General features: G+C 68.2%; 18 protein-coding genes and 1 tRNA gene. 3 read left to right on the top strand and 16 right to left on the bottom strand.

Translation table 11 applies throughout. The features are described 5' to 3' along the window. The first annotated feature begins 68 nt into the window (after positions 1–68). Positions 69–572 carry a DUF2505 family protein gene (locus HNR11_RS00410; RefSeq protein ID WP_179440630.1) on the top strand — a complete coding sequence of 168 codons (504 nt, stop codon included), beginning with the start codon at positions 69–71 and terminating at the stop codon, positions 570–572. 71 nt (positions 573–643) lie between these two features. Here the strand turns inward: HNR11_RS00410 and HNR11_RS00415 are convergent, their stop codons facing one another. The 9 genes from HNR11_RS00415 to HNR11_RS00455 all read right to left on the bottom strand — a co-directional run bounded on the left by HNR11_RS00415 (position 644) and on the right by HNR11_RS00455 (position 8,669). Further along, complete coding sequence (locus HNR11_RS00415) at positions 644–871, bottom strand: hypothetical protein (protein WP_179440631.1); 228 nt, start codon at positions 869–871, stop codon at positions 644–646. A gap of 5 nt (positions 872–876) precedes the next feature. After that, entirely contained in the window at positions 877–1,548 is a 672-nt protein-coding gene (locus tag HNR11_RS00420; RefSeq protein WP_179440632.1) for a BON domain-containing protein, read from the bottom strand. A 204-nt stretch (positions 1,549–1,752) separates the two neighbouring features. Further along, the gene (locus HNR11_RS00425; RefSeq protein WP_179440633.1) at positions 1,753–3,453 is read right to left on the bottom strand and encodes a GAF domain-containing protein; all 1,701 of its coding nucleotides are present in this window, start codon (positions 3,451–3,453) and stop codon (positions 1,753–1,755) included. A gap of 198 nt (positions 3,454–3,651) precedes the next feature. After that, a complete protein-coding gene (gene pth, locus HNR11_RS00430) occupies positions 3,652–4,230 on the bottom strand; it encodes an aminoacyl-tRNA hydrolase (protein WP_179440634.1) in 579 nt (192 codons plus the stop codon). A 35-nt stretch (positions 4,231–4,265) separates the two neighbouring features. Next, positions 4,266–4,904 carry a 50S ribosomal protein L25/general stress protein Ctc gene (locus HNR11_RS00435; protein WP_179440635.1) on the bottom strand — a complete coding sequence of 213 codons (639 nt, stop codon included), beginning with the start codon at positions 4,902–4,904 and terminating at the stop codon, positions 4,266–4,268. A gap of 193 nt (positions 4,905–5,097) precedes the next feature. After that, positions 5,098–5,784 carry a 3-oxoacid CoA-transferase subunit B gene (locus HNR11_RS00440; protein ID WP_179440636.1) on the bottom strand — a complete coding sequence of 229 codons (687 nt, stop codon included), beginning with the start codon at positions 5,782–5,784 and terminating at the stop codon, positions 5,098–5,100. Beyond that, positions 5,781–6,476 carry a 3-oxoacid CoA-transferase subunit A gene (locus HNR11_RS00445; RefSeq protein WP_179440637.1) on the bottom strand — a complete coding sequence of 232 codons (696 nt, stop codon included), beginning with the start codon at positions 6,474–6,476 and terminating at the stop codon, positions 5,781–5,783. Before HNR11_RS00445 ends, HNR11_RS00440 begins: the two co-directional genes overlap by 4 nt. A gap of 37 nt (positions 6,477–6,513) precedes the next feature. Continuing rightward, positions 6,514–7,713, bottom strand: a complete 1,200-nt coding sequence (locus HNR11_RS00450) for a thiolase family protein (RefSeq protein ID WP_179440638.1) — start codon at positions 7,711–7,713, stop codon at positions 6,514–6,516. A gap of 125 nt (positions 7,714–7,838) precedes the next feature. Then, on the bottom strand, positions 7,839–8,669 hold the full coding sequence (locus HNR11_RS00455) for an IclR family transcriptional regulator domain-containing protein (RefSeq protein ID WP_179440639.1): 831 nt from the start codon (positions 8,667–8,669) through the stop codon (positions 7,839–7,841). A gap of 211 nt (positions 8,670–8,880) precedes the next feature. On the opposite strand from HNR11_RS00455, the gene HNR11_RS00460 reads away from it, so the two are divergent. Then, a complete protein-coding gene (locus HNR11_RS00460) occupies positions 8,881–10,362 on the top strand; it encodes a sodium/glutamate symporter (protein ID WP_179440640.1) in 1,482 nt (493 codons plus the stop codon). 42 nt (positions 10,363–10,404) lie between these two features. Here the strand turns inward: HNR11_RS00460 and HNR11_RS00465 are convergent, their stop codons facing one another. The 4 genes from HNR11_RS00465 to HNR11_RS00480 all read right to left on the bottom strand — a co-directional run bounded on the left by HNR11_RS00465 (position 10,405) and on the right by HNR11_RS00480 (position 14,758). Further along, positions 10,405–11,865: a dihydrolipoyl dehydrogenase family protein gene (locus tag HNR11_RS00465; RefSeq protein ID WP_179440641.1), complete on the bottom strand. Its 1,461-nt coding sequence runs from the start codon at positions 11,863–11,865 to the stop codon at positions 10,405–10,407. Between the two features lie 190 nt (positions 11,866–12,055). Beyond that, positions 12,056–13,036, bottom strand: a complete 981-nt coding sequence (locus HNR11_RS00470; protein ID WP_058887268.1) for a ribose-phosphate diphosphokinase — start codon at positions 13,034–13,036, stop codon at positions 12,056–12,058. 67 nt (positions 13,037–13,103) lie between these two features. Then, on the bottom strand, positions 13,104–14,618 hold the full coding sequence (gene glmU, locus HNR11_RS00475; RefSeq protein ID WP_179440642.1) for a bifunctional UDP-N-acetylglucosamine diphosphorylase/glucosamine-1-phosphate N-acetyltransferase GlmU: 1,515 nt from the start codon (positions 14,616–14,618) through the stop codon (positions 13,104–13,106). Positions 14,619–14,686: 68 nt separating this feature from the next. Further along, positions 14,687–14,758: transfer RNA gene (locus HNR11_RS00480), tRNA-Gln, on the bottom strand. Between the two features lie 128 nt (positions 14,759–14,886). Between HNR11_RS00480 and HNR11_RS00485 the strand changes: the two genes are divergently transcribed. Beyond that, positions 14,887–16,773 (top strand): ATP-binding cassette domain-containing protein, encoded by a 1,887-nt coding sequence (locus HNR11_RS00485; RefSeq protein WP_179440643.1) that lies wholly within the window; start codon positions 14,887–14,889, stop codon positions 16,771–16,773. Between the two features lie 182 nt (positions 16,774–16,955). Here HNR11_RS00485 and HNR11_RS00490 read toward each other — a convergent pair whose 3' ends face one another. Genes HNR11_RS00490 through HNR11_RS00500 form a run of 3 tightly spaced genes read right to left on the bottom strand, consistent with a single transcriptional unit; the run spans position 16,956 to position 20,023 of the window. After that, on the bottom strand, positions 16,956–17,945 hold the full coding sequence (locus HNR11_RS00490) for a 4-(cytidine 5'-diphospho)-2-C-methyl-D-erythritol kinase (protein WP_179440644.1): 990 nt from the start codon (positions 17,943–17,945) through the stop codon (positions 16,956–16,958). A gap of 9 nt (positions 17,946–17,954) precedes the next feature. Beyond that, positions 17,955–19,007 carry a 16S rRNA (adenine(1518)-N(6)/adenine(1519)-N(6))-dimethyltransferase RsmA gene (gene rsmA, locus HNR11_RS00495; protein WP_179440645.1) on the bottom strand — a complete coding sequence of 351 codons (1,053 nt, stop codon included), beginning with the start codon at positions 19,005–19,007 and terminating at the stop codon, positions 17,955–17,957. Beyond that, complete coding sequence (locus HNR11_RS00500) at positions 19,004–20,023, bottom strand: TatD family hydrolase (protein WP_425488253.1); 1,020 nt, start codon at positions 20,021–20,023, stop codon at positions 19,004–19,006. The genes rsmA and HNR11_RS00500 overlap by 4 nt, the downstream gene beginning before the upstream one ends. Positions 20,024–20,111 lie beyond the last annotated feature (88 nt).

Below are 20,111 nucleotides of genomic sequence, written 5' to 3' on the forward strand. Positions count from 1 at the left end.
CAATGGGTAGGTTCCGTGACCGCCGTCGCAGAACGCCTTCACCACGACGTCAACGAGGAGACCATCCAGTGGCACTTGAATCAGAGCTCGTGATTCCGCACAGCGCGCAGGACATCATCGAGGCCTACGCGGACCGCGACTTCAACGAGCACCTCTCCAAGAAGGTCGGTGCCTCGCTGCGCAGCTTCGAGGTCGTCGGACCGCTGGACGGACCGTTCGAGATCGTCACCGAGCAGTCCATGTCCGCGGAGAAGCTTCCGGACGTCGCCAAGAAGGTCATCAAGGGCGAGGTCACCGTGCATGTGACCCACTCCTGGGGCGCCCCGGACGCTGCCGGCTCCCGCCGGGCGGACACCGCGGTGAAGATCGCTTCGGCCCCGGTGACCGCCCAGGCGGCGCAGAACCTGCACGTCCGTGGGGCCGAGGAGACGCTCTCCACGGTGCGCGGCGAGGTGAATGTGAACATCCCCATCGTCGGGAAGAAGATCAAGACGGCCGCCGAGCCCTATATGCGCAAGTTCGTGGACCTGCAGGCCCGCGAGGTCAGCGCCTGGATCTCCCGTCGCGGCTGACCCAGAGGTCTGGACCTCGTAGTGCTCGACGACGGAGGGGGCCGCATGGACCGCGGGATGCGACCCCGGGCTCATGCGGCCCGCTTCCCGGGGTGCTCCTCGACTGCTCCGGCCCCTGCTCTCCCGGCAGAGGCCGCAGGCCCTGCTGCCTGGCCGGGACCGGCCCTGGGCCCCCTGGTGTTCAGGTAGATCATCACGAAGAGCACTGGCACGAAGACCAGTGAGAGCAGCGTGAAGAAGGACCAGATCAGGTTCCAGAAATAGAGCCCGTCAAACATCACGCCCCCTGGCTGATGCATGCGCCTCAGTAGGGGCGCACGTTGAGTCGATTCTCGATCGCGACGACGTCAGGAGAGGACCAGGTGACCGCGTCTGCCTGGGCCCGCTGCGTCAGAGACTTCACATACCCGGTGAGGATGACCGTGTTCCCCCGCACCGAGACGCTGATCCGGCTCGCATCGATCTGCGGATTGCGGAACAAGGCGCTGCGGATCGTCTCCGCCGCGTCATCGGCCGCCGGACGGGGAATCAGCGTGATCTCGTTGCGGACGGTGTGCACGCCGCGGATGTTCTCCACGGCCCGTTCCGCCGCCTCACGCTGGAAATGCCAGTCCACCTGACCGGTGAGCGTGATGCATCCCGCCTCCACCCGGCAGCGGACCGAGCCTGGAATGTTGGCAGACCAGGTCAGGATCCGCTCAGCGACGCCAGCGATGTCGGGGTCGGTGACCCACCTGGCTGAGCGTGGTGTGACCTCCAGGCGGTTGAACACCGCCACGACGCCGTGGACCCGGCGCATGGCACGCTCGGCGGCCAGGTACTCGAAGTGATCCCGGACCTCTCCGGTAAGGGTGACGATTCCAGCCTCCACCTCGACTCGTATCTCCGAGGCATCCACCTGCGGCGTCCATTCGAGTTCGGCAAGAACCAAGGAATGGATCTTGGTGTCGGATCGGGTGCGTGTAGCAATGATCACAGCAGAATTCCCTTCTCGCGGGTCGCGGGCTGGACTCAGCCTCCCTGAACCTCCACTATCCGTGTAGGGCCAGAGGTCCTATCAGACACGCTCCAGGCTCGCCAGAGACCTGGCCTATTGTGGAGAAGCCGCCCGGGACGGGAGCCTCCCCATGTGGGGGGCCTTCTGATGCCTGCAGCCGATCCAGCGGTGCTGGTCGCCGATTCACCGATCCTCCTGGGATGGGATCGGGACGTGCCACCGGGCCCGGGTTCCGCCGCCCCGCCTCGGTGTGAGCTCGAAGTCGCCGCCGCGAGCCCGCGCCCTGGCACTGAGATTCGCGGTTCCGCTGGCCGCCTCGTCGCAGCGGCCGGGGCCCACGCCGTCGTCCTCCACCGTGACCGAGACCTCCCGGGCTGCGGCGAGAATCTCGATCGCGATGTTCGTCGCCTTGGCGTGGCGGGTCACGTTGGCGAGGGATTCGCGCAGCACCGCCATCACGTCATCAGCCAGGTCTGCGGTGATGGCGGCATCCACCGGGCCGACCAAGCTCACCCGGGGAGCCTGAGCGAGCCCGGTGGAGAGCTCCGTGACGACGTCGAGCAACCGGTGCTGAACTGTCCTGGTGGTGTCTCGGGTGCGAAGCGTGAAGATCGCGCTGCGGATGTCTTCGATCGCGGCGTCGATCTCCGCCACGTGTCGGTCGATGGTCGCTGCATGACGCGGGTGGGCTGAGGCAAAGGCCTGAAGTCCGAGTCCGGTGGCGAAGAGCCGCTGGATCACATGGTCGTGGAGGTCGCGCGCTGTGCGAGCGCGATCTTCGATCATGCTGAGCCGCTGCCGATCAACCCGGGCCCAGGAGAGCGCGACGGCGAGGCCTGCCTGGGTCGCGAAGTCGGCAAGCAGCGCAAGGTCGGCAGCCCCGAATGCCGGCCTGGCCTCGTCCCGGGTGGCGCAGAGAGCCCCGATCCGGTCGCCGGAGACCACCAGCGGGACAGCGATCACCGAGGAACTCGGAACGAGGTCCCCGAACGGTGGGGCATCGGTGCCATCGGGAGGTGAGATGCTCGCCTCACCCTCCATGGCGCGGGAGACCGCGCAGTCCACCCAGGGCAGGACGTCGCCTTCGATGCGTGAGGCCCCGGAACCACGAGCTGTGTCGATGCGCAGCTCCTGCCCTGCCCCATGGGAGGTCACGATGCCCGCGAAATCTGCCTCGGTCAGTGTCATGACCCCTTGGGCCAGGACCCCGAAGACGTCGATGGTCTCGGAGGCCAGCAGCGCCGAGGTGAGATCCCCCAGGACCACGCTGAGCTGCTGGGCGCGCCGGGTCTCCTCGTAGAGCCGGGCGTTGCTGATCGCCGTCGCGGCCGCTGCCGCCAGAGCGGTGACCAGTTCCTCGTCCTCTGCGGTGAACGGCCCATCGGCTCGGTTGGTGAGGTAGAGGTTGCCGTAGGCCTCACCTCCGATCGTGATCGGGACCCCCAAGAAGCTGCTCATCGGCGGATGGTGAGCGGGGAAGCCTACGGACCGCGGGTCGGCAGTGAGGTCATCCAGCCGGATCGGCTGCTGTTTCTCTATGACTGCGCCCAGGACGCCGAGCCCGCGCGGCAGGTCTCCGATCTTCGCGGCCTGCTGGGTCGGCACCCCCACGTGGATGAATCGTTCAAGACTCCCGTCCGCGGAGAGGACACCCAATGCGGCGAACTCCGCGTCCGCCACTCTCCGGGCCTCCTCGGCGATGCGCCGCAGCACCCGCTCCAGGTCCAGATCGCTGACCACCACGTTGCTGGCATCCAGCAGGGTCTGGAGCCGTTGCTGAGAGCTGAGCACCCGGAGGGTCCTCGCGAGGGATTCCCCCACCTCGCCGGTGAATCTGAACTCGTACGGCGGCAGGTCAGCAACACGCAGTTCCTCGGAATCCATAACCATCCTCGCGCCAAGAACTGACCCCATTTTAGGCATTCGTCCAGGAAAGGGAACCCCTTCGGGGCCGGTACAGCACGGCATGTCAGGAGCAGGCTGCGGCGCGAGGAAGGCGCGCCCCGAAAAGTCGGTATCCCCGAGAAGGTGCAGTCCGGCAGGAGGTTCGGTGGCGGCGGCGAGATCCATCCACCAGCCAGTTCAGTGCACCGCGTTCTGAGCGGCGGGCAGCCCCTCGGAGACCAGCAGCTCCACGGCGTCCGCGAGCCGGGAGATGAAGATGCCCAGCTCCTTCTGTTCGGCGGCGCTGAACTTCTGCAGCACGTAGTCGGCGCTGTCCATGCGGCCGGGGGGCCTGCCGACTCCGGCGCGCACCCGCAGGTAGTCCCGGTCACCGCCGAGGTGGGAGGTGATGGACTTCAGCCCGTTATGCCCGCCCTCGGATCCGCCGCGCTTGAGCTTCACACGTCCGAAGTCCAGATCGAGCTCGTCGTGGACCACGACCAGGCTCTGTGTGGGCACGGAGAAGTAGTCCATCAGCCCTCGCACGGGCTTGCCGGAGAGGTTCATGTAGCCCTCAGAGACCGCGAAGACCACCTTCGGCCCGCCGGCCCCGAGTCGGGCGGTGACGGCCTTGGCCCCGAACTTGGTCCGCGTGTACTTCGCGTCCATGCGCTCGAGGAGTTCGTCGAGCACCATGTGCCCGATATTGTGCCGGGTATGACGATAGCGGGACCCGGGGTTCCCGAGTCCCGCTATCAACCACGTCTCTGAAGCCATGCTTCGAGCCTAGTGGAGTTCCAGCCTCAGCTGGTTCAGCTCTCTTCGCCTTCGGCGTTCTCCTCGGACTCGCCTTCGGCGGTCTCGCCTTCGGCGGCCTCTTCCTCGGTGGTCTCTTCCTCGTCGCCCAGGTCCTGCTCGACGGGCTCGTGGATGGAGACGACCGGGGACTCCAGGTCGGTCATCGCCAGCGTGACACCCTTGGGCAGCGCGATGTGCTCCGGCAGGGCGTTCTCGTCACGGTCGGTGATGTCCACGGTGACGTGCTCGGGCAGGTGGGTGGCCTCGGCCTCGACGGAGACGGTGGCCTGCTCCAGGATCCACTCGAAGCCGACGGCCGGCTCGCCGGTGACCTCGACGTAGACGTCGACGACAACCTTCTCGCCGCGGCGCACGGTGAGCAGGTCCATGTGGTCGATGCTGCGCTTGATGATGTCGCGCTGGATGGCCTTGGGGATCACCATCTGCTCGGTGCCCTCGATGTCCAGGGTGATCAGTGCGTTGGGGTTACGCACTGCCAGGTGGGTCTGGTGACCGGGGAGCACCACGTGGATGGGGTCTTCGCCGTGGCCGTAGACGACTGCCGGGATCAGGTCCTCGCGGCGGGCCTTGCGGGCAGCGCCCTTGCCGAACTCGGTGCGCTTGGTGGCGGGAATGACGATCTTGTCAGCCATGGTGTTGTCCTTCGTTGGTTGGATTCGTATTGATCCAGGCACCAACGACAAGTGAATTTCAGGCTCTCCGCGCGATGAGCGGCGGTGATGTTTCCTGTCAGTTCGCCTCGTCGATCACGGGGCTGAGGTCTGCGGAACCGATCCGTGACGCTCGCCCCCTCGCCTGGGCACAGCTGATGACTATACCAGCTGGCTAGCCGGCGATCACCACCGGAAAATCGAACCGCTGCACCAGCTCCTCGGCTTCGATCCCGTAGGCCTCGCGCAGCACCAGCTGGAGCCCGTCCGCTGCCTGTTCGATCAGGAAGACCCCGTGGTCGGTGTAGACCCGGCTCACGCAGCCCAGCCCGGTGACCGGGTAGCTGCAGTCGGCCACGATCTTCGGGGTGCCGTCCTTCGCGAAGAGCGACATCATCACGAAGACCTCCTTGGCACCGATGGCCAGATCCATCGCGCCGCCCACCGCGGGGATGGCATCGGGCGCGCCGGTGGACCAGTTGGCCAGGTCCCCGCCGGCGGAGACCTGGAAGGCGCCGAGGACGCAGACGTCGAGGTGGCCGCCGCGCATCATCGCGAAGGAGTCGGCGTGGTGGAAGTAGCTGGCTCCGGGGAGTTCGGTGACCGGGATCTTGCCCGCGTTGATCAGCTCCTCGTCGATGTCTTCTCCGTGCGCCTCAGGTCCCATGCCCAGCATCCCGTTCTCGGTGTGCAGGGTGACCTGCTGCTCGGGCGTCAGGTAGTCCGAGACCTTGGTGGGCTGCCCGATGCCCAGGTTCACATAGGAGCCCGGCGCGATGTCCGCGGCGACGAGCTTCGCGAGGTCTTCCCGGGAGAGCGGCTGCTGACCCGTCTGGCTGGCGGTGCTGTTCTGGGTGCTCATGCTTCCTTCGCTTCCTGGTTCTGGATGGAGCCCAGGGTCAGGGCGGTCACCGTGTCCACGTAGATGCCGGGGGTGACGATGTTCTCCGGATCGAGGGATCCGCTGGGGACCAGTTCCGCGACCTGGACCACGGTGTGCGAGGCGGCGGCGGCCATGACCGGGCCGAAGTTCCGGGCGGTCTTGCGGTAGACCAGGTTGCCGGCGTCGTCGGCCTGCAGCGCCTTGATCAGCGCGACGTCGCCGCGGATCGGGTGCTCCAGCACGTAGTTCCGGCCCTCGATCTCGCGGGTCTCCTTGCCCTCGGCGAGGCTGGTGCCGTATCCGGTGGGGGTGAAGAAGGCGCCGATCCCGGCACCGGCGGCGCGCAGCCGCTCGGCGAGGTTGCCCTGCGGGACGAGCTCCAGCTCGATCTCCCCGGCGCGGTAGGCCGCGTCGAAGTGCCAGGAGTCTGACTGTCGCGGGAAGGAGCAGATCACCTTGCGCACCCGGCGCTCCTTGATCAGCAGCGCCAGCCCACGGTCGCCCTGCCCGGCGTTGTTGCTCACCACGGTGAGGTCAGTGGTGCCTGAGTCCAGGAGCGCGTCGATGAGCTCCATGGGCTGTCCGGCGTTGCCGAAGCCGCCGAGCAGCACGGTGGCGCCGTCGCGCACGCTGCTCACCGCCTCTGCGGCCGTGTCTACGAATTCAGTCATCGTTTCTTCTCTCTCCCTGTGGGTGGCCTGGCTAGGCTCAGCTGCTGGCGTTCTCGAGGACGACGGCGAGGCCCTGGCCCACGCCGATGCACAGTGTGGCCACGCCCCAGCGTTCGCCGCCCAGCTGCATCCGCTTCGCCAGGGTGGCCAGCACCCGGGTGCCCGAGGCGCCGAGCGGGTGACCGATCGCGATCGCCCCGCCCCAGGCGTTGACGATCTCCGGGTCGACCTCCCACGCGTCGAGGCAGGCCAGGGACTGCGCGGCGAAGGCCTCGTTGAGCTCCACCGCGCCGACCTCGGCCCAGCTGATCCCGGCACGGGACAGCGCCTTGTTGCTGGCTTCGACCGGGGCGTAGCCGAAGTACTGCGGCTCGTTCGCCGCCGCGGCCCAGCCGGCGATCCGCACCTGCGGGGTCAGGCCCAGCTGCTCTCCGCCGGCCGCGGATCCGAGCCAGACGGCGGAGGCGCCGTCGTTCATCGGGGAGGCGTTGCCGGCGGTGACGGTGCCGTTCTCGCGGCGGAAGACGGTGCGCAGCCCGGCGAGCTTCTCTTCGGTGACCCCGGCCCGGATGGTCTCATCGATGTCCAGGTCCACGCCGGGCACAGCCACGGTGAGATCCCTGAGGTGCCCCTCTGACCAGGCGTTGGCGGCGAGCTCGTGGGAACGGGCGGCGAAGGCGTCTTGGCGTTCGCGCTCAATGCCGTGGCGCTCACGCAGCTGTTCGGTGGCCTCGCCGAGCGAGACGGTCCACTGGCTGGGCATGCGCTCATTGATCAGCCGCCAGCCCAGCGTGGTGTTGGCCAGCTCGAGGTTGGCCATCGGGAAGGGGCGTTCGGTCTTGGGCAGCACCCAGGGGGCGCGCGACATGGACTCCACGCCGCCGGCGAGGACGACGTCGGTCTCCCCCAGCGCGATCTGCCGGGCTCCGGAGATCGCGGCCTCCATGGAGGAGCCGCAGAGTCGGTTGATCGTGGAACCCGGCACGGTCACCGGCAGCTGTGCGAGCAGCCAGGCCATGCGCGCCACGTTGCGGTTCTCCTCGCCGGCGCCGTTGGCGTTGCCGAAGATCACCTCCCCGACGATCTCCCCGGCGTTCTCCGGGGTCAGCCCCGGGGCCTGTTCCACGAGCGTGGAGATCACCAGTGCGGCGAGGTCATCCGGACGTTGGCCGGACAGGGCACCGCCGACCTTGCCGAAGGGGGTGCGCAGACCCTGGTAGATGAAGACATCCTGCATATGAGCTCCCCTGTCCTGAGCGAATCAACACGCGATGTTCGCTATGCAAACATCTGTGCGCTATGTAGAGCCCAGCATAGTGGGCGACGGCGGGTCGCGCCAGAGGTGCCGGTCAGGTGTACGAGTCAGAGGCCCTGGGGCACGGTGAGCCTGTCGACGTCCTCACCCAGGGACCCGATCAGGTCTTCCACGGCCGTGGCGCAGTCCAGCAGCTGGGGCAGCGTGCGATCCAGCGACTCCTGGACGGACTCTCGACCGGCCGGGAGCGAGGTGTTCAGCGCGAGCACCACACGCCCGCTGCGATCCCGGACCGGGACCGCCACGGAGCGCAATCCCAGTTCCAGCTCCTCGTCCACCACCGCCCAGCCCTCGGCGCGCACCTGCGTGATGATCTCGCGCAGTCGCTCAGGGTCGGTGACCGTGCGGGAGGTGAAGGCGCGCCGCTCGGTGCTGTGCAGGCGTTCCTCGAGCACCGCGTCCTCGAGCCCGGAGAGCAGCACCCGGCCCATCGAGGTGGCGAACGCGGGCAGCTTGGTGCCCAGTCCGAGGTCGATCCGCATGATTCGTCGGGTGTGCACTCGGCAGACGTACATCACCTCATCGCCGAAGAGCAGCGCGGCCGAGCAGGATTCGCCCAGTGCTGTGGAGAGCTCCCCCAGCGATGGCTGGAGCAGCTCGTGCCAGCCGCGGCCGGACCAGTAGCCCTGCCCCAGGCCCAGCACCTTCGGAGTCAGCTGGAAGTACCTGCCGTCTGCGTGGGCGTACCCCTCACGGACCAGGGTGAGCAGCATCCGCCGGGCGGTGGCTCGGCTGACCCCGGCCCGACGGGCGACGTCGGAGAGGGTCAGTTTCGGTTCGGTGGCCGAGAAGGCCTCCAGGACGCGCAGGCCGGTGGCGAGGGATCGCACGAACTCATTGCGATTGACGCCGGACTCGGCGGGGCTCTGCTGATCCATGCAGTGATCCTATCCACCACCGGTCACAGCAGCGCTGTCTCTGCAGTCCTCGGACCGGTCATGAGTGTTCGAGATGACATCCAGCCCGAAGACAACGAATATCGAGGGATCTGTTGGACCAGCCGGCTCGGCTCTCGCGCCGAGCCCTTCGTTGTGATGGTATTCATTCACGTGTCTAGGGCCGCCGGTGAGTTTAGGAGAGACATATCAGATGAGTCCAGAGGTCATAGGGTTCGCGATCGTCATGCTGGCAGCGGTGATGCTGTTGGGAAAGTATGTCAGGGTCAAGGTGCCCTTCATCCAGAAGCTATTGCTGCCCAGCGCCATCATCGCCGGCTTCATCGGACTCATCATCGGCCCCCAGGTCCTGGGCCGTCTCGGGGAACCCCTGGGTTGGGAATGGCTGGAGGACGGTGGACTGCTGACCACTGGAATCTTCGACGTCTGGGCCGAACTGCCGGGGCTGCTGATCTCGGTGGTCTTTGCCACCCTGTTCCTGGGCTCAAGGATTCCCTCCCCCGTTCGGGCCGCCAAGCTGGTGGGGCCGCAGCTCTCAATCGGTGTGGCCTACGGCTCCGGTCAGTACGTCGTGGGAATCGTGCTGGGACTGCTGGTGCTCTCTCCGCTGCTCGGAGTGGATCCGATCTTCGGCGCGCTGCTTGAGATCGCCTTTGAGGGCGGTCATGGCACCGCAGCCGGCATGCAGCCGGCCTTCGATGACATGGGCATCCCCGAAGCGACAGACCTCGCTCTGGCCATCGCCACGGTCGGGCTCGTCTTCGGCATCCTGATCGGCATCGCTGTCATCAACTGGGGCGTGCGCACCGGACGAACCCGAGTGATCAAGAACGTGTCCAAGCAGTCCAAGGCGGAGCTGCGCGGGCTCTACGGCAAGAAGGAGAACGTCTCCACCGGTCGGATGACCGCTCGTCCCAGCTCGATCGAACCGCTGACGCTGCACGTGGCCATCGTGGGCCTGGCCATCATCATCGGGTGGATCATCCTGGAAGGCCTGGTCTGGGTCGAGGACCAGCTGTGGGGCCAGCCGGGATCGGTCTTCTCCGAGGAGGGCCTGACCCTGTTGGGCTACGTTCCGCTGTTCCCGCTGGCCATGATCGGCGGAGTGATCATCCAGCTGATCCTGGATCGCACCGGCAACACCAACCTCGTCGACCACGAGACGATGAAGCGGATCCAGGGCCTGGCCCTGGACATCCTGATCGTCGCCGCATTGGCGACCATCTCCCTGGAGGTCATCGCGAACTTCTGGGAGACCTTCCTGATCCTTTCGGTGGCCGGGATTCTGTTCTGCACCACCATCTTGCTGCTGTGCACCCCGCGCATCATCCCGGAGTTCTGGCTGGAGCGCGGCATCGCGGACTTCGGTCAGTCCATGGGCGTCACCGCCACCGGCCTGGTCCTGCTCCGCGTGGCCGACCCCTATGACGAGTCCCCAGCACTGGAGGCCTTCGGGTATAAGCAGCTGTTCTTCGAGCCCTTCTTCGGTGGTGGGCTGGTCACCGCCCTGGCGATCCCGATCATGGTCGCCACGGGCAATGTCTACATCGTGCTGATCCCGATGGCCGTGTTGTTCGTCGGTTCCCTGGTGGTAGGCCGGATCTACTTCCGGGGAGTGCGCTCGGGCCGCTGGAAGGACCCATCGGTGGAGGCGGCCAAGGTCAAGCAGGATTGAGCCGAGCCGCGCTCCCGCGCCGCCGCCCCTCGGCAGCTGGACTCAGCTGCCCGGGCGGCCGTAGCTCTCCAGGAGCCGCAGCCAGATCTCGCTGATCGTGGGATAGGCAGGCACTGCGTGCCACAGCCGGTCCAGCGGCACCTCGGCGGTCACCGCGATGGTCGCGGCATGCAACAGCTCGCTGACATCGGGGCCGACGAAGGTCACCCCCAGGATCACCTCGCGCTGCTCATCGACGACCATGCGCGCCTTGCCTGCGTATCCGTCGGCGTGCAGCGCCGCACCTGCCACGTTGCCCAGCTCGTAGTCCACCACGCGGATCTCGTACCCTGCTTCGCGGGCCGCCGCAGCGGTGAGCCCGACAGAGGCCACCTCGGGGTCGGTGAAGGTGACCTGCGGAACCGCGCGCTGATCTGCCGTGGCCACATGGGCGCCCCAGGGGGCATCGTCGACTCGAGCACCCCGGGCGCGAGCAACGATCACGTCCCCGGCGGCCCGCGCCTGATACTTGCCCTGGTGGGTGAGCAGGGCACGATGGGTCACGTCGCCGACGGCGTAGAGCCAGTCGAAGCCCGGGACCTGCATGGTGTCATCTGTCTCGATCCAGGAGCCCGGCTCCAGGCCGACGGTCTCAAGACCCAGGTCCCCGGTGCGCGGGGTGCGTCCCGTGGCGACGAGCACCTCCTGGACCACCAGGGTCTCCCCGTCGGAGGTCTCCAGGCGGACCTCCTCCCCCGCGCGGGTCACCCGTTCCGGGGCGGTGTGCAGCCGCAGCTCCACCCCTTGGGACTCGAGCGCTTCCCCGACGAGCTCACCGGCGAAGGGCTCCATGCCTCTCAGCAGACCGCTGCGCGCCAGGACCGTCACTCTGCTGCCGAGGCCGGCGTAAGCGGTGGCCAGTTCTGCGGCCACCACACCGCCGCCGATGATCGCGAGGCTCTTCGGCACGCTCTGCGCGCTGGTGCCCTCTCGGCTCGTCCAGGGATGAGATTCGTGCAGCCCCGGCACCTCGGGGATCGCAGCGGCCGAGCCCGTGGCGAGGGTCACGGCATGCCTGGCAGTGATCGTGGTGGCGGATCCGTCGGCCGCGGTGACGCTCACCTGCTTGGGGCCGGTGAGTCGACCCTGCCCGCGCACCAGCTGGATCCCCGCGCCTTCAAGCCAGTCGACCTGCCCCTTGTCCTTCCAGCCGCTGGTGAAGGAATCTCGGCGATTCAGCACCGCGGCGACGTCGAGGTCCCCGGTGACGGCACCTGCAGCACCGGCCACCCCGCGGGCAGCCCGCAGAGCCTGCGACGAGCGCAGCAATGCCTTCGACGGCATGCATGCCCAGTAGGAGCATTCCCCGCCGACCAGTTCAGCTTCGACGATCGCTACGCTCAGCCCGCCCTGCGCTGCCCGACCCGCCGCGTTCTCACCGACCGCTCCGGCACCGATCACGATCACGTCGAAGGTCTGGTCAGTGGCGGATTCCTGATCGGGTCCATCGGTGCGGGGTTCCATGGCTGCTCCTGAGATAGATCGGGCCTGCTGGAACAGACATCCGGCGATCGCGTGTGTTGCGAGCCGCCTGTGCCTGCTCCCCTGCGTCAACAGTCCATGGCCAGCATGTATTCGACCGTGTGGCCCGCGGCCGCCAAGAGACTCACCGGAGAACGGCCCCCGACGCGGGAACGCGGAGTGCAGCTGGCGGCTATGCGTGTCCGTCGAACAGTGAGGTCACCGAGCCGTCGGTGAAGACCTCCTTGATCGCCCGCGCCAGGATCGGCGCGATGGAGAGCACCGTGAGGGTCTCGAAACGCTTGTCCTCCGGGATCGGCAGCGTGTTGGTGACCACGATCTCGCGTGCACCGCAGTTGGCCAGCCGCTCGGCGGCGGGATCCGAGAACACCGCGTGGGTGGCCGCGATGATGACGTCCTTGGCGCCGGCGTCCTTGAGCACCTGCACCGCCCCGGAGATGGTTCCCCCGGTGTCGATCATGTCGTCGATGAGCACGCAGGTGCGTCCCTCGATGTGACCCACGACCTGCTTGGAGACCGCCTTATTGGGCTGGGTGACGTCGCGGGTCTTGTGCACGAAGGCCAGCGGCGCCCCGCCCAGACGCTCGGCCCACTGCTCGGCCACCCGGACACGACCGGTGTCCGGGGAGACCACGGTGACCTCGTCGTCGGCGACGCGGGCGCGGATGTGATCGGCCAGCAGCGGGACCGCGAAGAGGTGGTCCACCGGGCCGTTGAAGAAGCCCTGGATCTGCGCGGTGTGCAGGTCCACGCTCATGATCCGGTCCGCGCCTGCGGCCTTATAGAGGTCCGCGACCAGGCGCGCCGAGATCGGCTCACGGCCGCGTCCCTTCTTGTCCTGCCGGGCATAGGGGTAGAAGGGCGAGACCACGGTGATCCGCTTGGCGGAGGCTCGTTTCATGGAGTCCACCATGATCAGCTGCTCCATGAGCCAGTTGTTCATCGGTGCCGGGTGGGACTGCAGCAAGAAGATGTCCTTGCCGCGGACCGACTCCGAAGAACGGACGTAGATCTCTCCGTTGGCGAAGTCGTAGGCACTGATCGGCAGCAGCTCGGTGCCGAGCTCCTTGGCGATCTCCTCTGCCAGCTCCGGGTGTGCGCGCCCGGATGCCAGCACCAGGGTCTTTTCCCCGCTCAGCCTGATTTCGTCCATGGGTGTTCTTGCCTCTCGCCGGCGTTGCTGGTGGGTGGTGAAGTCTGTGGTCTCGGGTGGATCTGTTCTACGGGGCGTCGCGACCGGTGGTCTTCTCGGCGGTGCCGGTGGCACTCACCGCGTTGGCGGCGGGCCCGGTGGCACTGGCCGCATCGGCGGCTGCGGACCCTGGCCGTTTGGCCTGGACCCAGCCCTCGGCGTTGCGCTGTGGGGCGATGGAGAGCGCCAGCGCGCCGGCGGGCACGTCCTTGCGCACCACGGCGCCGGCGCCGGTGTAGGCGCCGTCGCCCACTGAGACCGGGGCGACGAACACGGTGTTGGAACTGGTGCGCACGTGGGAGCCGATCTGGGTGCGGTGCTTGTTCTCGCCGTCGTAGTTCGCGGTGATGTTGCCGCAGCCGATGTTGGTGAACTCCCCGATGGTCGCGTCTCCGGCGTAGCCGAGGTGGCTCAGCTTGCTTCCGCGTCCGATGCTCACGTTCTTGGTCTCGTAGAAGGCACCGATCTTGCCCGTCTCTCCCAGCACGGTGCCTGGACGCAGGTAGGTGAACGGTCCCACGCTGGCGCCGGCGCCGATCTGGGCTCCGGAGCCGTGGACCCGGGTCAGCGTGGCGCCCTCGCCGACGATCACGTCGGTGAGCGTGGTGTCGGGGCCCACGGTGGCGTTGCGGCTGATGTGCGTGGCACCGTGGAGCTGGGTGCCCGGGAGGATGGTGGTGTCCTCCTCCAAGGTCACGGTGGCGTCGATCCAGGTGGTCCCGGGGTCGATCACCGTGGTGCCGGCGCGCATGGCGCGCTCCACGATGCGACGGTTCATCTCAGCGCCCAGGGCCTGCAGCTGGACCCGGTCGTTGGCGCCTTCGACCTGCCAGCGGTCCTCGGTGACCACTGCGGAGACCCGGCCGCCCTCGGCGCGAGCGATGGAGAGCACATCGGTGAGGTACATCTCACCCTGGGCGTTCTCGGTGGTGACCTGGGCCAGCGCGCGGTTGAGCACCGCGGCGTCGAAGGCGTAGATCCCGGAGTTGATCTCGGTGATGCGGCGCTGCTCGGGGGTCGCGTCCTTATGCTCCACGATCCCCAGCACGTCCTGCGGGTCCTTCTCGCTGCGCAGGATCCGACCGTAGCCGGACGCGTCCTCGAGCACGGCGGAGAGCACCGTGACGGCGTTGCGGTCGCGCTCGTGGGCGTCCACCAGCTCTGCGAGCATCTGCGTCTGCAGCAGCGGGACATCGCCGTAGGTGACGACGACGGTGCCGGTCTCGGCGGGTGCACCCGCGGCGGTGAGCGCCTGCAGGCCGCACGCCACGGCGCGTCCGGTGCCGGGGACCTCGTCCTGGTCAGCGATCACGGCGCCCGGCTCGACCGTGGCGATATGCCCGGCGACCTTCTCCCGCTGGTGCCGCACGACCGCGACCAGATGCTGCGGGTCCAGACCCTTCGCCGCGCCCAGCGCGTGTCCGATCATGGAGACGCCACCGATCGGGTGCATGATCTTCGGCGTGCTGGACTTCATCCGGGTCCCGGCTCCGGCCGCGAGCACGATCACGGCGGTGGGCTGGGCGGTCTGGGCGTTGGTCACGAAGGCTGCTCCTCGACGCGGTTCATGGGACTCCTCAGTGTAGGCAGGCCCGGCGATCTTGACTGCCGTTCCGCCTCTAGGATTCGAACCTAGACTGCACAGCTCCAAAGGCTGGCGTGCTGCCATTACACCAAGGCGGAGTGCGACGGCGGTCGAAGAGTGCTCGGCGCTGCGAACACTCTCGGCTCCGGCCACGCGCTGGACCATCTTCGCATGGGCCGCCTTGCCGGAGGAAACCGCGGCCACAGCGGGGCATTACCCTGGATGGGTGGCACATCTTCTCGGGGCCGAGGCCCTACACCTGGAATTCCCTACCCGCACCGTCTTCGATTCGGTGACGATCGGCATCAATGAGGGCGACCGCGTCGGCGTCGTCGGACGCAACGGCGACGGCAAGTCCTCGCTGCTGGCCATGCTCACCGGCCGGCTGGAGCCCGACTCAGGACAGGTCACCCGGCGCAAGGGGGTGCAGTTCGGTGTGCTGGACCAGTCCGATGACCTCGTCGATGAGCACACTGTGGGCTATTCGGTCGTCGGCGACGCCGATGACCACGAGTGGGCCTCCGATGCGAAGATCCGGGATGTGATCGCCGGACTGGTGGCCGATATCCCGTGGGAGGCGAAGATCTCCGAGCTCTCCGGCGGGCAGCGGCGTCGCGTGGCGCTGGCGAAGCTGCTGGTGGGCGAATGGGACATCATCGCGCTGGATGAGCCCACCAACCACCTCGACGTGGAGGGGATCTCCTGGCTGGCGAACCACCTGAACCGTCGCTGGCCGCGCAGCTCCGGCGGTCTGCTGGTGGTCACCCACGACCGCTGGTTCCTCGACGAGATCAGCACCACCACCTGGGAGGTCCACGACGGTGTGGTCGAGCCCTTCGACGGCGGCTATGCGGCGTATGTCCTGCAGCGCGTGGAGCGGGACCGTCAGGCCGCTACAGTGGAGGCCAAGCGGCAGAACCTGATGAAGAAGGAGCTGGCCTGGCTGCGTCGCGGCGCCCCCGCCCGCAGCACCAAGCCGAAGTTCCGCATCGAGGCGGCCAACGCGCTCATCGCCGACGTCCCGCCTCCGCGCAATCCGATCGAGCTCAAGAAGATGGCCACCGCCCGATTGGGCAAGGACGTGGTCGACGTTCTGGATGCCTCCATCGGCTTCGACGGCAAGCCGATCCTCAACGAGGTCACCTGGCGGATCGGTCCCGGTGAGCGCACCGGAATCCTCGGCGCCAACGGCGCGGGCAAGTCCACGCTGCTGAACCTGGTGGCCGGGAAGCTGGAGCCAGACACCGGCCGCGTCAAGCGCGGCAAGACCGTGCGCCTGGCCACCTTGGATCAGCAGTTCTCCCAGCTGGCGGCCATCGAGGGCGACCGGGTCCGTGAGGTCCTGGCCCGCGAGAAGACCCAGGTGGTCATCGACGGCAAGGAGCACACCCCGGCGCAGCTGCTGGAGCGCCTCGGGTTCTCCACCGCGCACCTCTCCGCGCGGGTCGGCGAACTCTCCGGCGGACAACGACGCCGCCTGCAGCTGCTGCTCGTGCTGCTCTCCGAACCCAACGTGATGATCCTCGACGAGCCCACCAACGACCTGGACATCGACATGCTCGCCGCCATGGAGGACCTGCTGGACTCCTGGCCCGGAACCCTGATCGTGGTCTCCCACGACCGGTACCTGCTCGAGCGCGTGACAGATCAGCAGTACGCGATCTTCGACGGCCAGATGCGTCATGTCCCCGGCGGCGTGGAAGAGTATCTGCGGCTGAAGGCCGCCCGCGCCAACGGCGGCTCCGGCGAGCCGAAGGGCGCCGGCTCAGGGGGCTCCGGCTCTGGAGGTGGCGCCGCCAGCAACGGGGCAACGTCCGGGAAGGCCGCGGCCGCGGCACGCCGTGAGGCGAGGAAGACCTCCTCCCCGTCATCGGCCGGCGGGACCACGCTGAGCGGCGCCGAGGAGCGCGAGGTCCGCAAGGAGGTCGGCGCGCTGGAGCGCAAGATGCAGAAGCTGATCACCCAGATCGAGAAGAAGCAGCGCCAGATGAATGATCACGATCCCAGCGACTTCGAGGGTCTGGGCAAGCTCACCGCCGATGTGACCCGGCTGCAGGCCGAGAACGAGAAGCTGGAGGAGCGCTGGCTGGAGCTCTCCGAGAAGGTCGGCTGAGGTGGGGCGGTCTCGAGGCCGGCGATCGCAGGGACGCACCGAACTCCGGGAGGCGCCGAGATCCGGGACGCGCCGAGATCCAGGCCGACGGACCCCCGGCACCCCCGGGGCCGATGGCTGGACTGTACCGGACCGACTGATCACAGGGGCTTCTGAAAAGCCCGGTGTCGCGCGGGGTCAGCTCAGTCGCTCTCCCGGCTGTTGATCAGCCGCGCCCCGGGAGCTGGGCCGGTGACGGGCACGGCCCAGACCTCGGTCCGTTCCTCCAGGCTGGTGCACAGCTGGTGGGCGGACTCGGCATCCCGGGCCAGGAACACCAGAGTGGGTCCGGAACCGGACACCATGCCCTGCAGCGCCCCTTCGATCATGCCGATGTCCATCATGTCCTCGAGGGAGGGCAGGCTGGCGACGGCCGGGGCCTGCAGATCGTTGGCCATCAGTGAGGCCACCAGTTCGGCGTCGGCGGTGCAGACCGCCCGCACCAGGTCGGAATCCAGCTCCGGCGCCTCGGCCTGGACGCCTGCCGCGGCGCGCATCTCATCCAGCGTGGCGTACACGCTGGGCGTGGACAGCCCGGTGTTGGCCGGCACGATGACCAGATGCAGCTCGCCTCGGGTCAGCAGTGGAGAGAGCTGGTCACCCACGCCCTGCCCCACGGCGGCTCCGCCCAGGATCGCGAACGGCACATCGGCGCCGAGCTCGGCGCCGAGCTCCGCCAGCTGCTCCTTGGAGAGCCCCGCCTCCCAGAGAGCCGAGCACGCCACCAGCGCGGCGGCTGCATCGGCGGAGCCTCCGCCCATGCCCCCGGCGACCGGAACGTTCTTGGTGATCGTGAGGTCCACCCCGTCGGTGATCCCCAGCCGGTCGCGCAGCTTCGAGGCCGCCCGGTGCGCCAGGTTCCGCTCGTCCAGCGGGATCGCCGCGGCGACGATTTCACCGGTCTCCGGGTCCCGGGTCTGGACCTCGGTGAACACGGAGTGTTCCGAGAGGCTCACCGTGATCGCGCTGTCTTCGCGCCGCTCGGCGCAGACCTCCTCGTAGAGGGAGACCGCAAGATAGAGCGTGGCGACCTCGTGGTATCCGTCTTCGCGCAGCGGACCGACCCGAAGGCTCACATTGATCTTGCCCGGAGCCACGGCCGTGACATGTCCGAAGAATTCGCTATCGCGCATGCCTCGACCCTACTTCTCGCCACTGACACGCGGAGCCGCACCGGCTGGACCCGAGTCGTCGACCTCGGCCGCGGCTTCGGTACCGGCTGGGGCGTCGACGTCGTCGACGTCAGCGTCGGCCGGGGCGTCGCGCAGCGCGGCGGCGATCGCGGTGAACCCGGTGATCTCCAGGGTCTCACCGCGGGCCGAGGGGTCCACCCCGGCTGCTCGCAGCGCCGCCTCGGCGCGGGAGGGCGAGCCGGCGAGCCCGGCGAGGCAGGCACGCAGGGTCTTGCGTCGGGTGGCGAAGGCGGCGTCGATCACGGCGAAGACCTCTTCGCGGCTCAGCTCAGAAGAGGCCTCGGCGCGCCGGTCGAAGCGGACCAGTCCCGAGGAGATCCGCGGCTCCGGCCAGAACACGCGCTTGCCGACCACGCCAGCCTTGCGCATGTTCGTGTCCCAGGCTGCCTTCACACTGGGGACACCGTAGATCTTGGAGCCAGGACCCGCGCACAGCCGGTCCGCGACCTCCTCCTGCACCATGACCAGGCCCTTGCGCAGCGAGGGCAGGATCTGGAGCAGGTGCAGCACCACCGGGACCGCCACGTTATAGGGCAGGTTCGCGACCAGGACCGACGGGCCCTGACCGTCCCCGAGGTCGGTGAAGGAGGCAGGGGTGAGCTTCAGCGCGTCCTGTTCTAGCACGCGCAGGTTTCCGGCACGCTCGGGTCGGAACCGCTGCACCGTCTCAGGCAGCTGAGCCGCCAGCTTGGGGTCGATCTCGACGGCGCTGACCATCGCAGACTCATCCAGCAGACCCAGGGTCAGCGAGCCGAGCCCCGGGCCGACCTCGAGCACGTGTTCGCTGCCGTCGAGCTCCGCGAGGCTCACGATCCGCCGGATCGTGTTGGGGTCGATCACGAAGTTCTGCCCCCACTGCTTGGTGGGGCGCACGCCCAGCTGCTCGGCCAGCGCACGCACATGCGCGGCGGAGAGCAGCTGCGGGGCTGAACCCTGCGCTGTCGCTTCCTGCGCTGCTGGTTCCTGCGCTGCTGGTTCCTGCGGGGCTGGCTGGTCGCTCATGTCCAGCTCCCGTAGGCCTGCGTGGTGTTGAGCATGACCTGTTGACACAGCGAGTCCAGGCCGGTCTCGCGCACCTCGGCCATGAGCCGGATGGTCTGCGGGATCAGGTATGGCGCGTTGGGCTGGCCGCGGTGCGGGTGCGGGGTCAGGAAGGGAGTGTCGGTCTCCACCAGGATCAGCTGCGGATCAGCCACCGCGAGCGCCTCGCGCAGCGCATGGGCGTTCTTGAAAGTGACCGTGCCGGCAAAGGACATGTACCACCCGTTGGCGTTGCAGATCCGGGCCAGCTCGGCGTCTCCGGAGAAGCAGTGGAAGACCACCGCGCGGGGCAGCGCCGGCGCGGCGTCGAGCACCTGGACCACCTCCGCGTGGGCGTCGCGATCATGGATCTGCAGCGCAAGTCCGCGTTCGACGGCGAGCGCGATGTGGTCCTCGAAGCTGCGTCGCTGGGCGGCGATGCCCTCCTCACCGGTGCGGTAGAAGTCCAGCCCGGTCTCCCCGATCGCGACCACCTGATCATGGCGGGCGAGCTCGGCGATCCTGGCGAACGCGGCGTCGTAGCCTCCCTGGGCCGCGAGCACCGGAGCGTCATTGGGGTGCAGCGCCACTGCGGCCTTGAGCTGGGGATGTTCTTCGGCTGCGGTCACGGAGAACTCCGAGGAGGCCACGTCATAGCCCACGCAGAGCGCTCCGAGAACCCCGACGGCGCGGGCGGCCTCGAGAGCCTGCTGCACCGAGACCGCGATCTGCCCGTCCCGGAAGTCCAGGTGCGCGTGGTTATCGATCACCGGGACCGACAGCGGCTCGGGGGCCGGCGGGTACTGCAGCCGACGCTTCTTCCCGGACTTCTCCTCTGTCTGGTCCCGCGCGGGACCAGACCCCGCGCCGGAGGCAGCGGCGGCGATCGAGCGCGCGTCGTCGTCGGACTGCGCCGGACGGTAGGCGGGCGGGGTCTCCCCCGGCACCGCAGCGGGGCTGGACTCGGCCTCTGCGAGGTTTCGCTGCTGTTGACTCACGGTGATCAACTCTATCGCCCACCCCCTGCCGGACCGCCCGCGCCCCGCCCGTGACGCCGACCCAGCAACCGAGCACCAGCCCGGCGGC

It is taken from the genome of Nesterenkonia sandarakina, assembly GCF_013410215.1.
Classification (GTDB): domain Bacteria; phylum Actinomycetota; class Actinomycetes; order Actinomycetales; family Micrococcaceae; genus Nesterenkonia; species Nesterenkonia sandarakina.

What these genes read in the sequence shown, in the direction of transcription:
- HNR11_RS00415 (WP_179440631.1), bottom strand. Translation starts at nt 871, where the DNA reads ATGCATCAGCCAGGGGGCGTGATGTTTGACGGGCTCTATTTCTGGAAC.
- HNR11_RS00425 (WP_179440633.1), bottom strand. Translation starts at nt 3,453, where the DNA reads ATGGATTCCGAGGAACTGCGTGTTGCTGACCTGCCGCCGTACGAGTTC.
- pth (WP_179440634.1), bottom strand. Translation starts at nt 4,230, where the DNA reads ATGGCTTCAGAGACGTGGTTGATAGCGGGACTCGGGAACCCCGGGTCC.
- HNR11_RS00435 (WP_179440635.1), bottom strand. Translation starts at nt 4,904, where the DNA reads ATGGCTGACAAGATCGTCATTCCCGCCACCAAGCGCACCGAGTTCGGC.
- HNR11_RS00440 (WP_179440636.1), bottom strand. Translation starts at nt 5,784, where the DNA reads ATGAGCACCCAGAACAGCACCGCCAGCCAGACGGGTCAGCAGCCGCTC.
- HNR11_RS00445 (WP_179440637.1), bottom strand. Translation starts at nt 6,476, where the DNA reads ATGACTGAATTCGTAGACACGGCCGCAGAGGCGGTGAGCAGCGTGCGC.
- HNR11_RS00450 (WP_179440638.1), bottom strand. Translation starts at nt 7,713, where the DNA reads ATGCAGGATGTCTTCATCTACCAGGGTCTGCGCACCCCCTTCGGCAAG.
- HNR11_RS00455 (WP_179440639.1), bottom strand. Translation starts at nt 8,669, where the DNA reads ATGGATCAGCAGAGCCCCGCCGAGTCCGGCGTCAATCGCAATGAGTTC.
- HNR11_RS00460 (WP_179440640.1), top strand. Translation starts at nt 8,881, where the DNA reads ATGAGTCCAGAGGTCATAGGGTTCGCGATCGTCATGCTGGCAGCGGTG.
- HNR11_RS00465 (WP_179440641.1), bottom strand. Translation starts at nt 11,865, where the DNA reads ATGGAACCCCGCACCGATGGACCCGATCAGGAATCCGCCACTGACCAG.
- HNR11_RS00470 (WP_058887268.1), bottom strand. Translation starts at nt 13,036, where the DNA reads ATGGACGAAATCAGGCTGAGCGGGGAAAAGACCCTGGTGCTGGCATCC.
- HNR11_RS00490 (WP_179440644.1), bottom strand. Translation starts at nt 17,945, where the DNA reads ATGCGCGATAGCGAATTCTTCGGACATGTCACGGCCGTGGCTCCGGGC.
- rsmA (WP_179440645.1), bottom strand. Translation starts at nt 19,007, where the DNA reads ATGAGCGACCAGCCAGCCCCGCAGGAACCAGCAGCGCAGGAACCAGCA.